17 protein-coding genes are annotated in these 17,287 nt (G+C 74.3%); 1 reads left to right on the top strand and 16 read right to left on the bottom strand.

Annotated features, from left to right (window positions below):
- Positions 1–1,175, bottom strand: a 1,175-nt coding sequence (locus tag ACYVJ4_RS13175) for a primosomal protein N' family DNA-binding protein (protein WP_460460587.1), incomplete at its 3' end; no start/stop codon positions are given.
- Between the two features lie 10 nt (positions 1,176–1,185).
- On the bottom strand, positions 1,186–2,178 hold the full coding sequence (locus tag ACYVJ4_RS13170) for a helix-turn-helix transcriptional regulator (protein WP_460460586.1): 993 nt from the start codon (positions 2,176–2,178) through the stop codon (positions 1,186–1,188).
- Between the two features lie 102 nt (positions 2,179–2,280).
- Here ACYVJ4_RS13170 and ACYVJ4_RS13165 point away from each other — a divergent pair, with 102 nt between their 5' ends.
- Positions 2,281–2,655 carry a VOC family protein gene (locus ACYVJ4_RS13165; protein WP_460460589.1) on the top strand — a complete coding sequence of 125 codons (375 nt, stop codon included), beginning with the start codon at positions 2,281–2,283 and terminating at the stop codon, positions 2,653–2,655.
- A 179-nt stretch (positions 2,656–2,834) separates the two neighbouring features.
- Here the strand turns inward: ACYVJ4_RS13165 and metK are convergent, their stop codons facing one another.
- From metK to pyrR, 14 genes are all read right to left on the bottom strand, one after another.
- Entirely contained in the window at positions 2,835–4,040 is a 1,206-nt protein-coding gene (metK, locus tag ACYVJ4_RS13160; protein ID WP_460460585.1) for a methionine adenosyltransferase, read from the bottom strand.
- A 47-nt stretch (positions 4,041–4,087) separates the two neighbouring features.
- Positions 4,088–5,356: a bifunctional phosphopantothenoylcysteine decarboxylase/phosphopantothenate--cysteine ligase CoaBC gene (gene coaBC / locus ACYVJ4_RS13155; RefSeq protein WP_460460588.1), complete on the bottom strand. Its 1,269-nt coding sequence runs from the start codon at positions 5,354–5,356 to the stop codon at positions 4,088–4,090.
- A gap of 1 nt (position 5,357) precedes the next feature.
- Complete coding sequence (gene rpoZ, locus ACYVJ4_RS13150) at positions 5,358–5,621, bottom strand: DNA-directed RNA polymerase subunit omega (RefSeq protein ID WP_460460584.1); 264 nt, start codon at positions 5,619–5,621, stop codon at positions 5,358–5,360.
- A gap of 48 nt (positions 5,622–5,669) precedes the next feature.
- Positions 5,670–6,230, bottom strand: a complete 561-nt coding sequence (gene gmk, locus ACYVJ4_RS13145; protein WP_460460583.1) for a guanylate kinase — start codon at positions 6,228–6,230, stop codon at positions 5,670–5,672.
- Positions 6,227–6,547, bottom strand: coding sequence for an integration host factor, actinobacterial type (gene mihF / locus ACYVJ4_RS13140; RefSeq protein ID WP_460460582.1), 321 nt, complete (start codon positions 6,545–6,547; stop codon positions 6,227–6,229). Before mihF ends, gmk begins: the two co-directional genes overlap by 4 nt.
- 96 nt (positions 6,548–6,643) lie before the next feature.
- A complete protein-coding gene (gene pyrF, locus ACYVJ4_RS13135; protein WP_460460581.1) occupies positions 6,644–7,495 on the bottom strand; it encodes an orotidine-5'-phosphate decarboxylase in 852 nt (283 codons plus the stop codon).
- Complete coding sequence (locus tag ACYVJ4_RS13130; RefSeq protein WP_460460580.1) at positions 7,492–8,523, bottom strand: dihydroorotate dehydrogenase; 1,032 nt, start codon at positions 8,521–8,523, stop codon at positions 7,492–7,494. The genes pyrF and ACYVJ4_RS13130 overlap by 4 nt, the downstream gene beginning before the upstream one ends.
- Positions 8,523–9,395: a dihydroorotate dehydrogenase electron transfer subunit gene (locus tag ACYVJ4_RS13125; RefSeq protein ID WP_460460579.1), complete on the bottom strand. Its 873-nt coding sequence runs from the start codon at positions 9,393–9,395 to the stop codon at positions 8,523–8,525. The genes ACYVJ4_RS13130 and ACYVJ4_RS13125 overlap by 1 nt, the downstream gene beginning before the upstream one ends.
- Complete coding sequence (carB, locus tag ACYVJ4_RS13120; protein ID WP_460460578.1) at positions 9,392–12,682, bottom strand: carbamoyl-phosphate synthase large subunit; 3,291 nt, start codon at positions 12,680–12,682, stop codon at positions 9,392–9,394. Before carB ends, ACYVJ4_RS13125 begins: the two co-directional genes overlap by 4 nt.
- Positions 12,682–13,827 (bottom strand): glutamine-hydrolyzing carbamoyl-phosphate synthase small subunit, encoded by a 1,146-nt coding sequence (gene carA, locus ACYVJ4_RS13115; protein WP_460460577.1) that lies wholly within the window; start codon positions 13,825–13,827, stop codon positions 12,682–12,684. The genes carB and carA overlap by 1 nt, the downstream gene beginning before the upstream one ends.
- Positions 13,824–14,336 (bottom strand): PH-like domain-containing protein, encoded by a 513-nt coding sequence (locus ACYVJ4_RS13110; RefSeq protein ID WP_460460576.1) that lies wholly within the window; start codon positions 14,334–14,336, stop codon positions 13,824–13,826. Before ACYVJ4_RS13110 ends, carA begins: the two co-directional genes overlap by 4 nt.
- Positions 14,333–15,637, bottom strand: a complete 1,305-nt coding sequence (locus tag ACYVJ4_RS13105) for a dihydroorotase (protein ID WP_460460575.1) — start codon at positions 15,635–15,637, stop codon at positions 14,333–14,335. The genes ACYVJ4_RS13110 and ACYVJ4_RS13105 overlap by 4 nt, the downstream gene beginning before the upstream one ends.
- Entirely contained in the window at positions 15,634–16,602 is a 969-nt protein-coding gene (locus ACYVJ4_RS13100; protein WP_460460574.1) for an aspartate carbamoyltransferase catalytic subunit, read from the bottom strand. Before ACYVJ4_RS13100 ends, ACYVJ4_RS13105 begins: the two co-directional genes overlap by 4 nt.
- Positions 16,599–17,177 carry a bifunctional pyr operon transcriptional regulator/uracil phosphoribosyltransferase PyrR gene (gene pyrR, locus ACYVJ4_RS13095; RefSeq protein WP_460460573.1) on the bottom strand — a complete coding sequence of 193 codons (579 nt, stop codon included), beginning with the start codon at positions 17,175–17,177 and terminating at the stop codon, positions 16,599–16,601. The genes ACYVJ4_RS13100 and pyrR overlap by 4 nt, the downstream gene beginning before the upstream one ends.
- Between the last annotated feature and the right edge of the window lie 110 nt (positions 17,178–17,287).

Genomic DNA, 17,287 nt, shown 5'->3' with positions numbered 1-17,287 from the left:
AGCGAGGGCAGCCGGGCCGACGCCGCCGCCGGGTCGCGCTCGGGCTCGACCCCCTCGCCCGACAGCAGCACGCGCGGCGCCCCGCGGCGGACGTCGCGCGCCGCGCCGACGATCGGGCGGGCCCAGCCGGTCTCGACCATGCGCTCGACCTCGGCCGTGCGCACGAAGCCGCCGAGCAGCGCCGCCGCGCCGTCCTGCTCCGAGCGCAGGGCCAGCACCTCGCGCACGTGCGGGTACGGGGCGTGCGGCTCGGCGTGCAGGTCGTCGCCGTCGTCCCAGCACGCCACCAGTCCGAGGTCGTGCACCGGCGCGAACATCGCGGCGCGGGTGCCGACGACGGCGCGCGCCTGGCCCCGCAGAGCGCGCAGCCACGCGCGGTACCGCACCTTCGGGCCGAGGTCGGCGGTGAGCACCACGTGCCCGGCGTCCGGGTCGAGATCGGTCAGCGCCGCGTCGACGCGCGCGACGTCGCGGGCGTCGGGCAGCACGACGAGGGCGCCCCGGCCGGCGCTCAGGGCGGTGAGCACCGCCACGGCGAGGGCGTGCGGCCAGTCCCCTGCCGGGTCGGCTGCCGACGGCGTGGCGGTCCAGGCGGCGCGCGGGGCGGCGCCCGATGCCACGTGGTCGAGGAACGCTGGGCCACCGCCGTACGCGGCCCACGGACCGGCGTCCGGACGGCGCGGGGTGGGCGGGGCGGGCGGCGGCTCCTCCTGCTCGGCCTGCGCGTGCCGGGAGGGCACGGCCAGCCGCAGCACGTCGCCCAGCGGCCCGGCCCACCGGTCGGCGACCGCGCGCGCCAGCCGCAACAGCTGTGGCGTGAGCACGGGCTCGGGCGAGACCACCCGGCGCAGCGGCGCGAGCCGGCCGCTGTGCTCGGCCTCGGCCTTGCGGGCCACGACGAAGCCGTCGCGGTCCTGCCCGGCGAACCGCACCTTGACCCGGGCGCCCGGCACGGCGTCGCCGCTCATCGGTTCGGGCACGGCGTACTCGAACCGGCGGTCGAGGTGCGCCAGCGGGACGTCGACCACGACCTCGGCCACCGGGTCGACCGCCGCGAGCCCGGGCGGCGGCTTGGCCGGACGTCGGCGGGCGGCCGAGCGCACGGCGGCCGGCACGAGCTCGAGCTGCCCGTGCGCCTCCGCCGCGGGGCCCGCGCCTCCGTCGTCCGTCGTCACGGGCCCATTCCTACCCGACGGCGCCGTCACCCCGTCGACCGTCGTCCACAGCGGTCCCCGCGGCGGCGGCCCGCACCAGCCGTTCGCCGGTCGCCCGCAGCACCGCGCGCAGCTCGGGCGGGTGCTCGACCTCGACGTCCGCGCCGACGAGGCTGACCAGCAGCACGACCCAGTCGAAGGAGTCGGCGTCGACGTGCAGGTGGCTGGTGGCGTCGTCCAGCGGCTCGGCCCGGCCCCAGCCGCGCACGGCCGCCTGCACCGCCTCGGCCGGTGCCTGCACGCGCAGGCGCACCTCGTGCCGCGGGCGCGAGCCGATCGAGGTGCGGACGAACTCGCCCGCGTCGCCGCCCGGGACCTCGCGCGGCCGGAACCGGGCGCCGGTCGGGCGGGCGTCGGCCAGCCGGTCGAGCCGGAACGTGCGCCAGTCGGCCCGCTCGGTGTCCCACGCCACGAGGTACCAGCGGCGCCCGAGCGCGACGAGCCGGTGCGGCTCGACCACGCGCTCGCCGGGGTCGCGCTCGCGCGCGCGGTACGTCATGCGCACCCGCTCGCCGTCGCGGCAGGCCTGCGCGAGAACGGTGAGGTCGCCGGCGTCGACGACCGGCCCGCTCGTGGGCGAAGGCACGGTGTACTCGTGCAGCGCGTCGACGCGGCGGCGCAACGCGGGCGGCATGACCTGCACGATCTTGGCGAGCGCCCCGATGGCGGCGTCCTCGATGCCCGCGACGGACGCCCCGGCCGCCGTCCGCAGGGCCACGGCGATGGCCACGGCCTCGTCGGCGTCCAGCAGCATCGGTGGCAGGGCGGCGCCGGCCCGCAGCTGGTAGCCCCCGCCCACGCCGCGGTCGGCGTCGACCGGATAGCCGAGGTCGCGCAGCCGCTCGACGTCGCGCCGCAGGGTGCGCGGGCTGACCTCCAGCCGACCAGCCAGCTCGCCGCCCGGCCAGTAGCGGTGGGTCTGCAGCAGCGAGAGTAGCTGCAGCATGCGGGCGCTGGTCGACATGCCGCCAGACTAGTTCTGATTGCGGCCAGGAACTGACCGCATCCACTCGTAGCGTGGTCAGCACCAGGAACCCGAGCGAGGAGAACCACCATGACCGGCACGCTGCAGATGAAGCTCGAGCTCGTCCCCGTCCCCGTCACCGACGTCGACCGGGCCAAGGAGTTCTACGTGCGGGCCGGCTTCGTCGCCGACCACGACGCGACCGTCCACGAGGGGCTGCGGTTCGTCCAGCTGACCCCACCCGGGTCGGCCTGCTCGATCTGCATCGGGCTCGGCCTGACCGAGATGGCGCCCGGCTCGCAGCAGGGGCTGCAGATGGTGGTCGCCGACGCGGACGTCGCCCGCAGCACCCTGCTGGAGCGCGGGATCGAGGTCAGCGAGGTCGACGACCAGCCGTGGGGGCGCTTCGTCTACTTCAGCGACCCGGACGGCAACACCTGGGCGCTGCAGCAGATCGTCGTCCCGGACCTGGGCTGACGCCCGCGCCGCCGCGCGCCGGGGTCAGGCGCCGGGGACGACCAGCCCGTGCGGCCCGGAGTCCCGGAGCACCGGCGCGACCAGCTTGCCAAGGGTTAGACGTGCTATCGAAGGGCTGCAGCCCTTGGAGAGCACGTCTAGCCCTACACTACGTGATCAACTAGGCAGCGGCGGCGGGGTCAGGCGCCGGCGGCGGAGCGGAGCGCGTCGACGCGGTCGGTGCGCTCCCAGGTGAAGCCGTCGTCGTCCGTGCGGCCGAAGTGGCCGTACGCGGCGGTGCGGGCGTAGATCGGCCGCAGCAGGTCGAGGTCGCGGATGATCGCGGCCGGCCGCAGGTCGAAGACCTGCTGGATCGCCTCGGTGATCCGGCCGGGATCGACGCTCTCGGTGCCGAACGTCTCGACGTACAGGCCCACCGGGTGCGCCTTGCCGATCGCGTAGGCCACCTGCACCTCGCACCGGCGGGCCAGCCCGGCCGCCACGACGTTCTTGGCCACCCAGCGCATGGCGTAGGCGGCCGAGCGGTCGACCTTCGAGGGGTCCTTGCCGCTGAAGGCGCCGCCGCCGTGGCGGGCCATGCCGCCGTAGGTGTCGACGATGATCTTGCGCCCGGTCAGGCCGGCGTCGCCCATCGGGCCGCCGATCTCGAACCGGCCGGTGGGGTTGACCAGCAGCCGGGTGGCCGAGGTGTCGAGGTCGACGTCCAGCTGCGCGAGCACCGGCTTGACGACGTGCTGCTCGACGTCCGGGCTGAGCATGCCGTCGAGCGAGATGTCGGCCGCGTGCTGGGTCGAGAGCACCACGGTGTCGAGGCGGACGGCGCGGTCGCCCTCGTAGCCGATGGTGACCTGGGTCTTGCCGTCCGGTCGCAGGTAGGCGAGGTCGCCGCTCTTGCGGACGGCGGTGAGCTGCTCGGCCAGGCGGTGGGCCAGGAACACCGGCAGCGGCATGAGCTCGGAGGTGTCGTCGCAGGCGTAGCCGAACATCAGGCCCTGGTCGCCGGCGCCCTGCGCGTCGAGGGGGTCGACCCCGCCCTCGGCCCGGCGCTCGTAGGCGTCGTCGACGCCCTGCGCGATGTCGGGCGACTGCGCGCCGATCGACACCTCGACGCCGCACGAGTTGCCGTCGAAGCCCTTGGTCGAGGAGTCGTAGCCGATCCGCAGCACGGTGTCGCGCACGATCCGCGGGATGTCGACGTAGGACGACGTCGTGACCTCGCCCGCCACGTGCACGAGGCCCGTGGTCACCATCGTCTCGACGGCCACCCGGCTGGCGGGGTCCTCGGCGAGCATGGCGTCCAGGACGGAGTCGCTGATCTGGTCGCAGATCTTGTCCGGGTGGCCCTCGGTGACGGACTCGGACGTGAACAAGCGGAGCGACGGCACAGGTTCTCCTCGGGGTGCAGCGGCTGCTGGCGGGGACGGCGGCGAGTCTACCGGGGGGTGGAGGCGAGCCGTTCCACGACCAGGTCGCACAGGACGGCGGCCAGCGCGGCCTTCGACCCCTCGGGGACCTCGCGCTCGCCCCCGTCCCGGTCGAGGACCACCGCCGCGTTGGTGTCGGCGCCGAAGGTCTTGCCGACGCCCACCTCGTTGACGACGAGCAGGTCGCAGCCCTTGCGGGCCAGCTTGGCCCGGCCGTGGCTGACGACGTCGCCGGTCATGTCGCCGGTCTCGGCCGCGAAGCCCACGACCACCTGCCCGGGGCGCGCGCGGTGGGCCGAGAGCTCGGCCAGCACGTCGGGGTTGCGGACCAGGGCGAGGTCGGGGGCGCCGTCGCCGTCGTCCTTCTTGATCTTGTGGTCGACCACCTCGGCGGGGCGGAAGTCGGCGACCGCGGCGGCCATCACGACGACGTCCGCCTCCTTCGCCTCGGCCAGCACCGCGGTGCGCAGCTCCTCGGCGGTCTCGACCCGCACGACGCGCACGCCGGCCGGGTCGGGCAGCGAGGCGGTGCTCACCAGCACCACCTCGGCGCCGCGGGCGGCGGCCACGCGGGCGACGGCGTAGCCCTGCTTGCCGGACGAGCGGTTGCCCAGGTAGCGCACCGGGTCGAGCGGCTCGCGGGTGCCGCCGGCGCTCACCAGCACCGTGCGGCCGTCCAGGTCGCGGTGCACGCCGCGACCGGCGTGCAGCAGGTCGGCGCAGGCGGCGGCGATCTCGTCCGGCTCGGGCAGGCGGCCGGGACCCGTGTCGGCACCGGTCAGGCGACCGGACGCCGGGTCGAGCACCGTGACGCCGCGCTCGCGCAGGGTCGCCACGTTGGCCTGCGTGGCCGGGTGCTCCCACATCTCGGTGTGCATCGCCGGGGCCATCAGCACCGGGCACCGCGCGGTGAGCAGCGTGTTGGTCAGCAGGTCGTCGGCCAGGCCGTGCGCGGCACGGGCCAGCAGGTCGGCCGTGGCCGGGGCCACGACGACGAGGTCGGCCTCGCGACCGAGCCGCACGTGCGGCACCTCGTGGACGTCGTCCCACACGTCGGCGTGGACGGGGTGTCCGGACAGCGCGGCCCACGTGGGGGCGCCGACGAACTCCAGGGCGGAGCGGGTCGGGACGACGCGCACGTCGTGCCCGCTCTCGGTGAGCAGGCGCAGCAGGCTCGCGACCTTGTAGGCCGCGATGCCGCCGCCGACGCCCAGGACGACGCGCGGCGGGCCGGCGCGGTGGCTGCCGCCGGCCTCGGTCGCGGCGTCCGGGCTCAGTTCAGGCCTCGACGGGCTCGGAGGTCAGCAGGCCGTCGTTGATCTCGCGCAGCGCGATGCTGAGCGGCTTCTCGTGCACGTGCGTCTCGACCAGCGGGCCGACGTACTCGAGCAGGCCCTCGCCGAGCTGGGAGTAGTACGCGTTGATCTGCCGGGCGCGCTTGGCGCCGTAGATGACCAGGGCGTACTTGGAGTCGGCAGCCTTGAGCAGGTCGTCGATCGGCGGGTTCGTGATGCCTTCGGGCGTGGCGATGGTGCCGGACACTGAGCGTCTCGTTTCGTCGTCGAACAGGTGGATCCGTCCACCATTGTGTCAGACGGCCAGCCCCATCTGCTGCACGAGCGCCGCGCTGGCCCGCTCGACGTCGTCGTTGACGATCGTCACGTCGAACTCGGACTCGGCCGCGAGCTCCTCGCGCGCGGTGGTCAGCCGCCGCTCGCGCTCCTCCTCGGACTCGGTGCCGCGGCCCACCAGGCGGCGCACCAGCTCCTCCCAGGTCGGGGGGGCGAGGAAAACGAACCGGGCCTCCGGCATGGTCTGCCGCACCTGCCGGGCCCCCTGCAGGTCGATCTCGAGCAGCGCGGCCCGGCCCTCGTCGAGCGCCCGCTCGACCGGGCCGCGCGGGGTGCCGTAGCGGTGCCGGCCGTGCACGATCGCCCACTCCAGCAGCTCGCCGTCCGACACCATCGCGTCGAAGGCCGCGTCGTCGACGAAGTGGTAGTGGACGCCGTCGACCTCGCCCGGCCGGGCCGGCCGGGTGGTGGCCGACACCGAGAGCCAGACCTGCGGGTAGGCCTCGCGGACGTAGGCGGACACGGTGCCCTTGCCCACCGCGGTGGGGCCGGCGAGGACGGTCAGACGGCGGCGGCTCACGACCCGGTCGAGAAGCGGGCCACGAGGGCGGAGGCCTGCTTGGCGCCGAGCCCGCGCACGCGGCGGCTCTCGGAGATCGCGAGCTCGTCCATGATCTGGCGGGCGCGCACCTTGCCCACGCCCGGCATCGCCTCGAGCAGGGCCGAGACCTTCATCTTGCCGATGACGTCGTTGCTCTGGCCGTCGCGGATGACGTCGGACAGCGAGCCCTGGGCGTGCTTCAGGCGGCTCTTGACGGCCGCCCGCTCACGGCGTGCCGCGGCAGCCTTCTCGAGCGCAGCCTGGCGCTGCTCCGGGGTCAGGGGCGGCAGGGCCACGGTGGTCACCTCGAGGTCGGACGGAGCGCCCCAGCGTTCCCCCGGGGTCGGGTTCAGAACCTAGCGACTCGAACCGCTGCCCGGCAACGAGAACGCTCAGGTCAGGGCCGTCCGGACGTCGTCGAGCGTGCGGCGGGCGGCGTCGCGCAGCCCGGCGACCGACGGCCCGGCCCGCAGCACCTCGCGCGAGGACGACGGCAGGACGTTGCGCCGCGCGTCGCCGAACACCGCGGCGAGCTCGGCCGCCCCGGCGCCCTGCGCCCCGACGCCCGGAGCCAGCAGCGGCGCCCGGCTTGCGACGAAGTCGATGCCGAGCGCGTCGACGTCCGCGGCGGCGACGGTCGCCCCGACGACCAGGCCGACGGAGCCGAGGTCGTCCGCACCGCCGTTGTCGCGCCCGACGGCCTCGACCACCGACCGCGCCACGCTGCGCCCGTCGGGCGTGCCGGCGTGCTGCACCTCCGGGCCCTCCGGGTTCGACGTCAGGCCGAGCACGAACAGCCCGGCCCCTTGTGCCGCAGCCAGATCCAGCGCGGGACGCAGGGACTCGTACCCCAGATACGGGCTGACGGTGAGCGCGTCGGTGGCCAGGTCGCTCGACTGGTCGAGGTACGCCTGCGCGTACGCCGTCATGGTCGAGCCGATGTCCCCGCGCTTGGCGTCGGTGATGACCAGGGCTCCGGCCGCGCGGGCCTCGCGCACCGTGCGCTCGAGCACCGCGACGCCGCGCGAGCCGTGCCGCTCGAAGAAGGCTGACTGCGGCTTGAGCACCGCGACCTCGCCCGCCAGCGCCTCGACGCAGGTCAGCGCGAAGCGCTCCAGGCCGGTCGCGTCGTCCGGCAGGTCCCAGGCCTGCAGCAGCCCGGCGTGCGGGTCGATGCCGACGCACAGCGGTCCACGCTCGTCCATGGCGGCTCGCAGCCGCACCCCGAAGGCCTCCACGCTCACCCCTCCCCCGCGAGCACGCGGTGCGCGTGCCCCACCGCGTCGACGAACCGGTCGAAACCCCTCTGCTGCAACGCCTGCGCCAGCTCGTCGCGCACGCGCAGCGGCGCGCGCGGGTCGTTGAAGGCGACGGTGCCGACCTGCACGGCCGACGCGCCGGCCAGCACCAGCTCGAGGGCGTCGAGCCCGGTGCGCACTCCCCCGACGCCGACGATCGGCACCTCGGGCAGCCGGCCGGCACGCATCGCGCCGTGCACCTGCCACACGCACCGCACCGCCACCGGACGCACCGCCGGACCCGAGAGCCCGCCGGTGATGCCGGCCAGCCGCGGCCGCATCCGGTCGACGTCGATCGTGATGCCCAGCAAGGTGTTGATCATCGTCAGGCCGTCGGCACCGGCCGCGACGCACGACGCGGCGATCGCGACGATGTCGGTGACGTCCGGCGACAGCTTGGCCAGCACCGGGACGGACGGCGGCAGCGCCTCGCGCACGGCCTCCACCACGGACGACGACGCCATCGGGTCGCAGGCGAACACCAGCCCGCGGTTGGCGACGTTGGGGCACGAGATGTTGACCTCGACCGCGGCGACGTCCGGCTCGTCGGCGAGGCGCAGCGCGAGCTCGCGGTACTCCTGCACCGAGCTCCCGGCGATCGAGACGACCGCCCGCGCCCCGACCGACCGCAGCCAGGCGAGGTCCTTCTCGACGAAGGCGTCGATCCCCGGGCCCTGCAGGCCGATCGAGTTCAGCATGCCGCTGGCGGTCTCGGCCATCCGCGGCGTGCTGCGGCCCGAGCGGGGCTGTGTCATGACCGACTTGGTGACGACGGCGCCGAGCTCGGCGACGTCGAAGAACTGGTGCAGCTCGCGCCCGGCGGCGGCGCAGCCCGAGGCGGTCATCAGCGGGTTCGGCAGCGTGATCGCGCCGATCGTCGTCCGCAGGTCGACGGTGGCCGGGCTGACGGCTGACCCGCCGACGGCGTCGGGCGCGTCGGGGGCGTCGGTGGCCGAGGGGGCGTGACCGGTCATCAGTGGCCTCCCATCGCCGCCGCGCCGACGGCGTCGTCCGGCACCCGGCCGATGCCGTCGTCCCAGGCCTCCCAGCGCACGCGGTCGCCGCGGAAGACCGGGCCCTCGACGCACGACCGCAGCATCCGGGTCTCGCCGTCCGTGCCGACCACGGGCATGACGCAGGTCATGCAGATCCCGATGCCGCAGGCCATCGACTCCTCGACGGCGACCTGGGCCACGGCGCCGTGGGCGGTCGCGACGTCCGTGACGGCGCGCAGCATGGCCATCGGGCCGCAGGCGTAGACGACGGAGGTGTCGGCGCGCTGCATCACGTCGGGCAGGACGTCGGTGACCCGGCCGCGCGTGCCCGCCGAGCCGTCGTCCGTGGTGACGGTGGAGGTCGTGGCCAGCCGGCGCGCCTCGAGGACCCCGAACAGCCGGTCCTCGCTCGCCGCGCCCAGCACCATGTCGACCCGGCACCTCTTCTCGCGCAGCACCTCGGCCAGCCAGAACAGCGGCGCCGTGCCGTAGCCGCCGCCGACGAGCGTGCAGCTCACGGGCTCCTTGGGCACCGGGAACGGGCGGCCCATCGGCCCCACCACGTCGACCGGCTCGCCCACCGGCCGCGTCGTCAGCCAGTGCGTGCCGGCACCGGCGTCGGCGACGACGACCTCGACCGTGCCGCCGTAGACACCCGTGGGCGACACCTTGTGGATCGAGAACGACCGCCGCAGCAGCATGCCCGAGCCGTCACCGCCCACCGACAGCGCGACGAAGTGCCCCGGTCGCGCCGACTCCGCGACGCCGGGCGCCAGCAGCGTGAGGTGCTGGTACGACCCGACCTTGCGCGCCGCGATGATCCGACCGGCCACCTGCACCGGCCCGCTCATCGCCGCGCCTCCAGCGTCGCGGCGTGCTCCTGCAGCGACCGCACCTGCACCGTGCCCGCGCGGGCGGACTCGATGCCCTGCACCGCCGCGGCCAGCTGCTGCACCGTCGTGATGATCGGCCGGTCCATGCTCGTCGTCGCCGCCCTGATCTCGTAGCCGTCGGCCCGCGCGTCGCGGCCGGAGGGCGTGTTGACCACCATGTCGACGGCGCCGTCGAGGATCCGCTGGACCACGGTGGGCTCGCCGTCCGGGCCGGTGCCTTCGCTGTGCTTGCGGACGACGGTGCTCTCGACCCCGTTGCGCCGCAGCACTTCTGCGGTGCCGGCGGTGGCGAGCACCGTGAACCCGAGGTCGACGAGCCGCTTGACCGGGAAGATCATGGCGCGCTTGTCGCGGTTGGCGACGGACACGAAGACGGTGCCGCGGTCGGGCAGACCGCCGTACGCCGCCGCCTGGCTCTTGGCGAAGGCGGTGCCGAAGTCGTCGTCGATGCCCATGACCTCACCGGTCGAGCGCATCTCGGGGCCAAGCACCGAGTCGACGACCAGGCCGTCGCGCGTGACGAAGCGCTTGAACGGCAGCACCGCCTCCTTCACCGACACCGGCGAGTCGGGTGGCAGGTGGGTGCCGTCGCCGGACGCCGGCAGCAGGCCCTCGGCGCGCAGCTCGGCGATGGTGCTGCCGAGCATGACCCGCGCCGCCGCCTTGGCCATGGGCACCGCGGTGGCCTTGCTGACGAAGGGCACCGTGCGGCTGGCCCGCGGGTTGGCCTCCAGGACGTAGAGGACGTCGGCGGCCAGGGCGAACTGCACGTTCAGCAGGCCGCGCACGCCGACCCCGCGGGCGATGGCCTCCGTCGAGGCGCGCACGCGGTCGATCTCGCTGTGCCCCAACGTGACCGGCGGCAGCACGCAGGCCGAGTCGCCCGAGTGGATGCCGGCTTCCTCGATGTGCTCCATGACGGCGCCCAGGAACAGCTCCTCGCCGTCGTACAGGGCGTCGACGTCGATCTCGATGGCGTCGTCCAGGAACCGGTCGACGAGCACCGGGTGCTCGGGCGAGGCCTCGGTGGCGCGCTGCACGTACGCCGCGAGGGTCTCGTCGTCGTAGACGATCTCCATGCCGCGGCCGCCGAGGACGTACGAGGGGCGCACCAGCACCGGGTAACCGATCTCACGGGCGACCTCGACCGCCTCGGCCGCCGAGAACGCCGTGCCGTGGCGCGGCGCCGGCAGCCCGGCGTCGTCCAGCACCCGGCCGAACGCCCCGCGGTCCTCGGCCAGGTGGATGGCGGCCGGGCTGGTGCCGACCACCGGCACGCCGGCCTCGGACAGCGCCTGCGCCAGCCCGAGCGGCGTCTGCCCGCCGAGCTGCACCACCACGCCGGCGACCGGGCCTGCCTCCTGCTCGGCGTGCACGACCTCGAGGACGTCCTCGAGCGTCAACGGCTCGAAGTACAGCCGGTCGGAGGTGTCGTAGTCGGTCGACACCGTCTCGGGGTTGCAGTTGACCATCACGGTCTCGTAGCCGGCGTCGCGCAGCGCGAAGCTGGCGTGCACGCACGAGTAGTCGAACTCGACACCCTGGCCGATGCGGTTCGGTCCCGAGCCGAGGATCAGCACGGCCGGGCGCTCGCGCGGCGCCACCTCGGTCTCCTCGTCGTACGAGGAGTAGTGGTACGGCGTGCGTGCCGCGAACTCGGCGGCGCAGGTGTCGACCGTTTTGTAGACGGGCCGGACGCCGAGCGCGTGCCGCACGCCGCGCACGACCGCCTCCGGCATCGAGCGCAGCGCGCCGAGCTGCTGGTCGCTGAACCCGTGGCGCTTGGCGCGGCGCAGGAGCGACGGCGTGAGCTCGGGCGCGTCGCGCAGCTCGCGGGCGAGGTCGTCGACCAGCGCGAGCTGGTCGAGGAACCACGGGTCGATGCCTGTGGCGTCGTGCACCTGCTGCACGCTCGCACCCGCCCGGATCGCCTGCTGCACCGTCAGGATGCGGCCGTCGGTGGGCGTGCTCGCGAGCTCGAGCAGGGCGTCGACGTCCGTGGGCGTCTCGCCGTCCCAGTGGAACGTCGAGCCCTTGCGCTCGGCCGACCGCAGCGCCTTCTGCAGCGCTTCGGTGAAGTTGCGGCCGATGGCCATGGCCTCGCCCACGGACTTCATCGTCGTGGTGAGCGTCGTGTCGGCCGCCGGGAACTTCTCGAACGCGAAGCGCGGCACCTTCACCACCACGTAGTCGAGCGCGGGCTCGAACGAGGCCGGCGTCTCGCGGGTGATGTCGTTGGGCACCTCGTCGAGGGTGTAGCCCACGGCGAGCTTCGCGGCGATCTTGGCGATCGGGAACCCGGTGGCCTTGCTCGCCAGCGCCGACGACCGCGAGACGCGCGGGTTCATCTCGATGACGATGATGCGACCGTCGTCGGGGTTGACCGCGAACTGGATGTTGCACCCGCCGGTGTCGACGCCGACCTCGCGGATCACCGCGATGCCGATGTCGCGCAGCCGCTGGTACTCGCGGTCGGTGAGCGTCATGGCCGGGGCGACGGTGATCGAGTCGCCCGTGTGCACGCCCATCGGGTCGAGGTTCTCGATCGAGCAGACGACGACCACGTTGTCGGCCTTGTCGCGCATCAGCTCGAGCTCGTACTCCTTCCACCCGAGGATCGACTCCTCGAGGAGCACCTCGGTCGTCGGCGAGGCGTGCAACCCGGCGCCGGCGATGCGGCGCAGGTCCTTCTCGTCGTAGGCGAAGCCGCTGCCGAGGCCACCCATCGTGAACGAGGGCCGCACGACCACCGGGTAGCCGAGGTCCTCGGCGACCGCCAGGCACTCCTCGATGGTGTGGGCGACGGCGCTGCGCGCGGACTCGGCGCCGCACCGCGCGACGACGCCCTTGAACGCCTCGCGGTCCTCGCCGAGCTGGATCGCCTCGACGTTGGCGCCGATCAACGGGCAGCCGTACTTCTCGAGCACGCCGTTCTCGTGCAGCGCGATCGCGGTGTTGAGAGCGGTCTGGCCACCGAGCGTGGCCAGCACCGCGTCGGGCCGCTCCTTGGCGATGATCGCCTCGACGACGTCCGGGGTGATGGGCTCGACGTAGGTGGCGTCGGCGAACTCCGGGTCGGTCATGATCGTGGCCGGGTTGGAGTTGACCAGGACGACGCGCAGGCCCTCGTCGCGCAGCACCCGGCAGGCCTGGGTGCCGGAGTAGTCGAACTCGCAGGCCTGGCCGATGACGATCGGCCCGGAGCCGATGACGAGCACCGACGTGATGTCCGTGCGGCGCGGCATCAGGCGTCCTCCCCCGCCGCGCGAGCGGCTGCTGGTCGTCCGGCCATCAGGTCGGCGAAGCGGTCGAACAGGTACCCGGCGTCGTGGGGGCCGGCGGCGGCCTCGGGGTGGTACTGCACCGAGAAGGCCGGCACGTCGAGGCACTCCAGGCCCTCGACGACGTCGTCGTTGAGGCACACGTGGCTGACCCGGGCGCGGCCGAACGGCGTGGTCGCCTCGCCGTCGAGCGGCGCCTGCACGGCGAAGCCGTGGTTGTGCGCGGTCACCTCGACCTTGCCGGTGCCGCGGTCGAGCACCGGCTGGTTGATGCCGCGGTGCCCGTAGCCGAGCTTGTAGGTGCCGAAGCCCAGCGCGCGCCCGAGCAGCTGGTTGCCGAAGCAGATGCCGAAGAACGGGATCCGCCGCTCGAGCACCTCGCGCAGCAGCTCGACCTGCGCGTCGGCGGTGGCCGGGTCGCCGGGGCCGTTGCTGAAGAACACGCCGTCGGGCGAGACGGCGAGGACGTCGTCGAGCCCGGCGGTGGCGGGCAGCACGTGCACCTGGAGCCCGCGCTCGGCCATGCGCTGCGGGGTCATGGACTTGATGCCCAGGTCGAGCGCCGCGACGGTGAAGCGCTTGTCCCCCAGGGGTTCCACGACGTACGCGGCGTCAGTGGAGACCTCCTCGGCCAGCTGGGCGCCGGCCATCTGCGGTGCCTGCCGGACGACGTCCACCAGGTCCGCGACCGGGCGGCCCGCTGCGTCGCCCGAGAACACGCCGGCCCGCATGGCGCCGCGCTCGCGCAGGTGCCGGGTGAGGGCACGGGTGTCGACGCCGCTGATGCCGACGACGCCCTGCGCGGCCAGCTCGTCCTCCAGCGGCCGGCGCGACCGCCAGCTCGAGGGTCGGGGTGACGGGTCGCGGACCACGTAGCCCGCGACCCAGATGCGGTGCGACTCGCCGTCCTCGTCGTTGATGCCGGTGTTGCCGATGTGCGGCGCGGTCTGCACCACGACCTGGCGGTGGTAGCTGGGGTCGGTGAGCGTCTCCTGGTACCCGGTCATGCCGGTCGAGAAGACGGCTTCGCCGACGCAGGAGCCGGTGGCGCCGTAGGGCTCCCCGGCGAAGGTGCGGCCGTCCTCGAGGACGAGCAGGGCGCTGGTCACGAGGCCTCCCGCGGGGCGTGGTCGAGGAGCGAGCGGATCGTGGCCTCCAGCGCGTCGCGCTCGGCGTCGTGGCGCAGCCGCACGGCCGTCGAGACCACCGTGCCACCGAGGTCCCAGTCCCAGACGAGGAGTCCGGCACCCGGGACGGCCTTGCCGGCCCGGACGCTCTCTCGCCGCACGTCGCGCAGGTCGGCCGTCGGCACGAAGACGTCGGGCGCGCCGTCGCGGACGACGGCCAGACCGGCGTCCGTCGCCAGCAGACGAGCGGCGCTGCGGGTGCCGAGCCCGTGGGCGACCACGCGGTCGAGCCAGTCGGCCGCGGACGTCGTCGAGACGTACGTCGCCTCGACCCCCTCGGCCGCTGCGCGCTGGGCCACGTCGGCCGGGACGGGCGCGGGCGCGGCGACGTCGAGCTGGCGGCGGGCCCGGTGCCGCCAGCCGAGCGCCATCAGGCCCCAGGCGACGACGACGAGCAGGACGACGACGAGCACCGACTCCGTGCGCGTCACACGAGCTCCCGCGCGTCGACCGGGGCGCCGTCCAGCACGGTGGCCCGGCCGCGCAGGAAGGTCGCCACGACCTTGCCGTGCATCTCGCGGTCGGCGAACGGCGTGTTCCGGCTCGCGGTCTGCTGACGGGCGGCGTCGACGGTCCAGCGCGCAGCCGGGTCGACCAGCACGAGGTTGGCCGGCGAGCCGACCTCGAGCGGGCGCCCCTGGCCCTCGAGCCGGCCGATCCGTGCCGGCCGCACCGACATCCGGTCGGCCACGCCGGCCCAGTCGAGCAGCCCGGTGTCGACCATGGACTCGACGACGGCGGACAGCGCGGTCTCCAGCCCGGTCATGCCCATGGCCGCGGCCATCCACTCGCAGTCCTTGTCCTCCGTGGCGTGCGGCGCGTGGTCGGTGGCGACGGCGTCGATCGTGCCGTCGGCCAGGCCCTCGCGCAGCGCCTGCACGTCGGCGTCCGAGCGCAGGGGCGGGTTGACCTTGAAGCGCGGGTCGTACGTGCGCACCTGCTCGTGCGTCAGCAGCAGGTGGTGCGGCGTGACCTCGGCGGTGACGTCGACCCCGCGGGCCTTGGCCCACCGGACGATCTCGACCGAGCCAGCGGTCGAGACGTGGCACACGTGCAGCCGCGAGCCGACGTGCTCGGCCAGCAGCACGTCGCGGGCGATGATCGCCTCCTCGGCCACCGCGGGCCAGCCGGTCAGGCCGAGCACCCCGCTGACGTCGCCCTCGTGCATCTGCGCGCCGACGGTGAGCCGGGGCTCCTGGGCGTGCTGCGCCACGACGCCGTCGAACGCCTTGACGTACTCGAGCGCCCGGCGCATCAGCACGGCGTCGTCGACGCAGTGCCCGTCGTCGCTGAACACCCGGACGCGGGCGGCGGAGTCGGCCATGGCGCCGAGCTCGGCCAGCCGCTCGCCGGCCAGCCCGACGGTGACCGCCCCGACCGGGTGGACGTCGACCCAGCCGGCCTCGCTGCCGAGCCGCCACACCTGCTCGACGACGCCGGCGGTGTCGGCCACCGGGTCGGTGTTGGCCATCGCGTGCACGGCGGTGAACCCGCCGGACGCAGCGGCACGGGTGCCGGACTCGACGGTCTCGGCGTCCTCGCGCCCGGGCTCGCGCAGGTGGGTGTGCAGGTCGACCAGGCCGGGCAGCGCCACCAGGCCGGCACCGTCGACGACCACCGCGTCTTCGGCGTCCAGGTCGGTGCCGACGGCCGCGATCGCGCCGTCGTCCAGCAGCAGGTCGGTCGGGTCGCCGCCGAGCGGTCGGACGGCGCGGAGCAGGTAGCCGGTCATCGGGTCTCCTCGTGCTCGTTGCCCGCCAGCAGCAGGTACAGGACGGCCATCCGGACGCTCACGCCGTTGCCGACCTGCTCGACGATGGTCGAGCGCTCGCAGTCGGCGGCGTCGGCGCTGATCTCGAGGCCGCGGTTCATCGGGCCGGGGTGCATGACGATCGCGTGCTCGGCCAGGCGGCGCAGCCGGCGCGCGTCGAGCCCGTAGCGGCGCGAGTACTCGCGAGCGCTCGGGAAGTAGGCGGCGCTCATCCGCTCGCGCTGCACGCGCAGCATCATCACGGCGTCGGCGTCGTCCAGCGAGGCGTCCAGGTCGTACGACGTGCGGCACGGCCAGGTGTCGACGCGTTGCGGCAGCAGGGTCGGCGGGGCGACGAGCGTGACGTCGGCGCCGAGGGTGTGCAGCAGCAGGACGTTGCTGCGCGCGACCCGGCTGTGCAGGACGTCGCCGACGATCGTGATCCGCTTGCCCTTGAGGTCCTGGCCGGTGGCCGCGCCGGGCTCGCGCTCGCCCACTAGGTGGTGGCGCATCGTGAACGCGTCGAGCAGCGCCTGCGTCGGGTGCTCGTGCGTGCCGTCGCCGGCGTTGACGACGGCACCGTCGATCCAGCCCGACGTCGCCAGCCGGTGCGGCGCGCCGCTGGCCCCGTGCCGGATCACGACCGCGTCGGCGCCCATGGCCTGCAGGGTGAGCGCGGTGTCCTTCAGGCTCTCGCCCTTCGACACGCTCGAGCCCTTGGCCGAGAAGTTGATGACGTCGGCCGACAGCCGCTTGGCCGCCGCCTCGAAGCTGACCCGGGTGCGGGTCGAGTCCTCGAAGAACAGGTTGATCACCGTGCGGCCGCGCAGCGTCGGCAGCTTCTTGATCTCACGGTGCTGGGTGGCGGCCATCTGCTCGGCCGTGTCGAGCACCTGGACGGCCTCGTCGCGGTCGAGGTCGCCGGCGGAGAGCAGGTGCCGCATCACGCCTCGCCCCCGACCGGGCGGGTGATCCGCACCTCGTCGCGGCCGTCGTGCTCCTCGAGCAGCACGCTCACGCGCTCGGCCAGCGAGGTCGGCAGGTTCTTGCCGACGTGGTCGGCGCGGATCGGCAGCTCGCGATGGCCGCGGTCGACCAGGACGGCCAGCCGGACGGCGCGGGGCCGGCCCACGTTGGCCAGCGCGTCGAGCGCGGCCCGCACGGTGCGGCCGGAGTACAGGACGTCGTCGACCAGGACGACGGTGCGCCCGTCGACCCCCTCGGCCGGCAGGTCCGTGCGCTCGATCGAGCGGACCGGCTGGTGGCGCAGGTCGTCGCGGTACATCGTGACGTCCAGCGCGCCGACGGGGACCGCGCTGCCCTCGACCTCGGCGATCCGCCGGGCCAGGCGCTGCGCGAGAGCGACGCCGCGGGTGGGGATGCCCAGCAGGACGAGGTCCTGGGCGCCCTTGTTCTGCTCGAGCACCTCGTGAGCGATCCGGGTCAGCACCCGGCGGATCTCGGGGGCCTCGAGCACCGTCGAGGAGACGGTGGTGGGAGCCGGTTCGACGGCATGACTCATCGCGTTCTCCTTCCCCGCCTCACAGGACGGGTCGTTAAAGGATCCGGCGCCGACGGTATCGCACGCCCGTCGACGTCCGGGGAGGGCGTCCGCGACGCGCCCGGGCAGCG

The sequence above is a fragment of the Angustibacter peucedani genome (genome assembly GCF_054779595.1).
The sequence above is the reverse complement of the archived record's forward strand: the minus strand, read 5'-3'. Positions and strand labels throughout refer to the sequence as shown.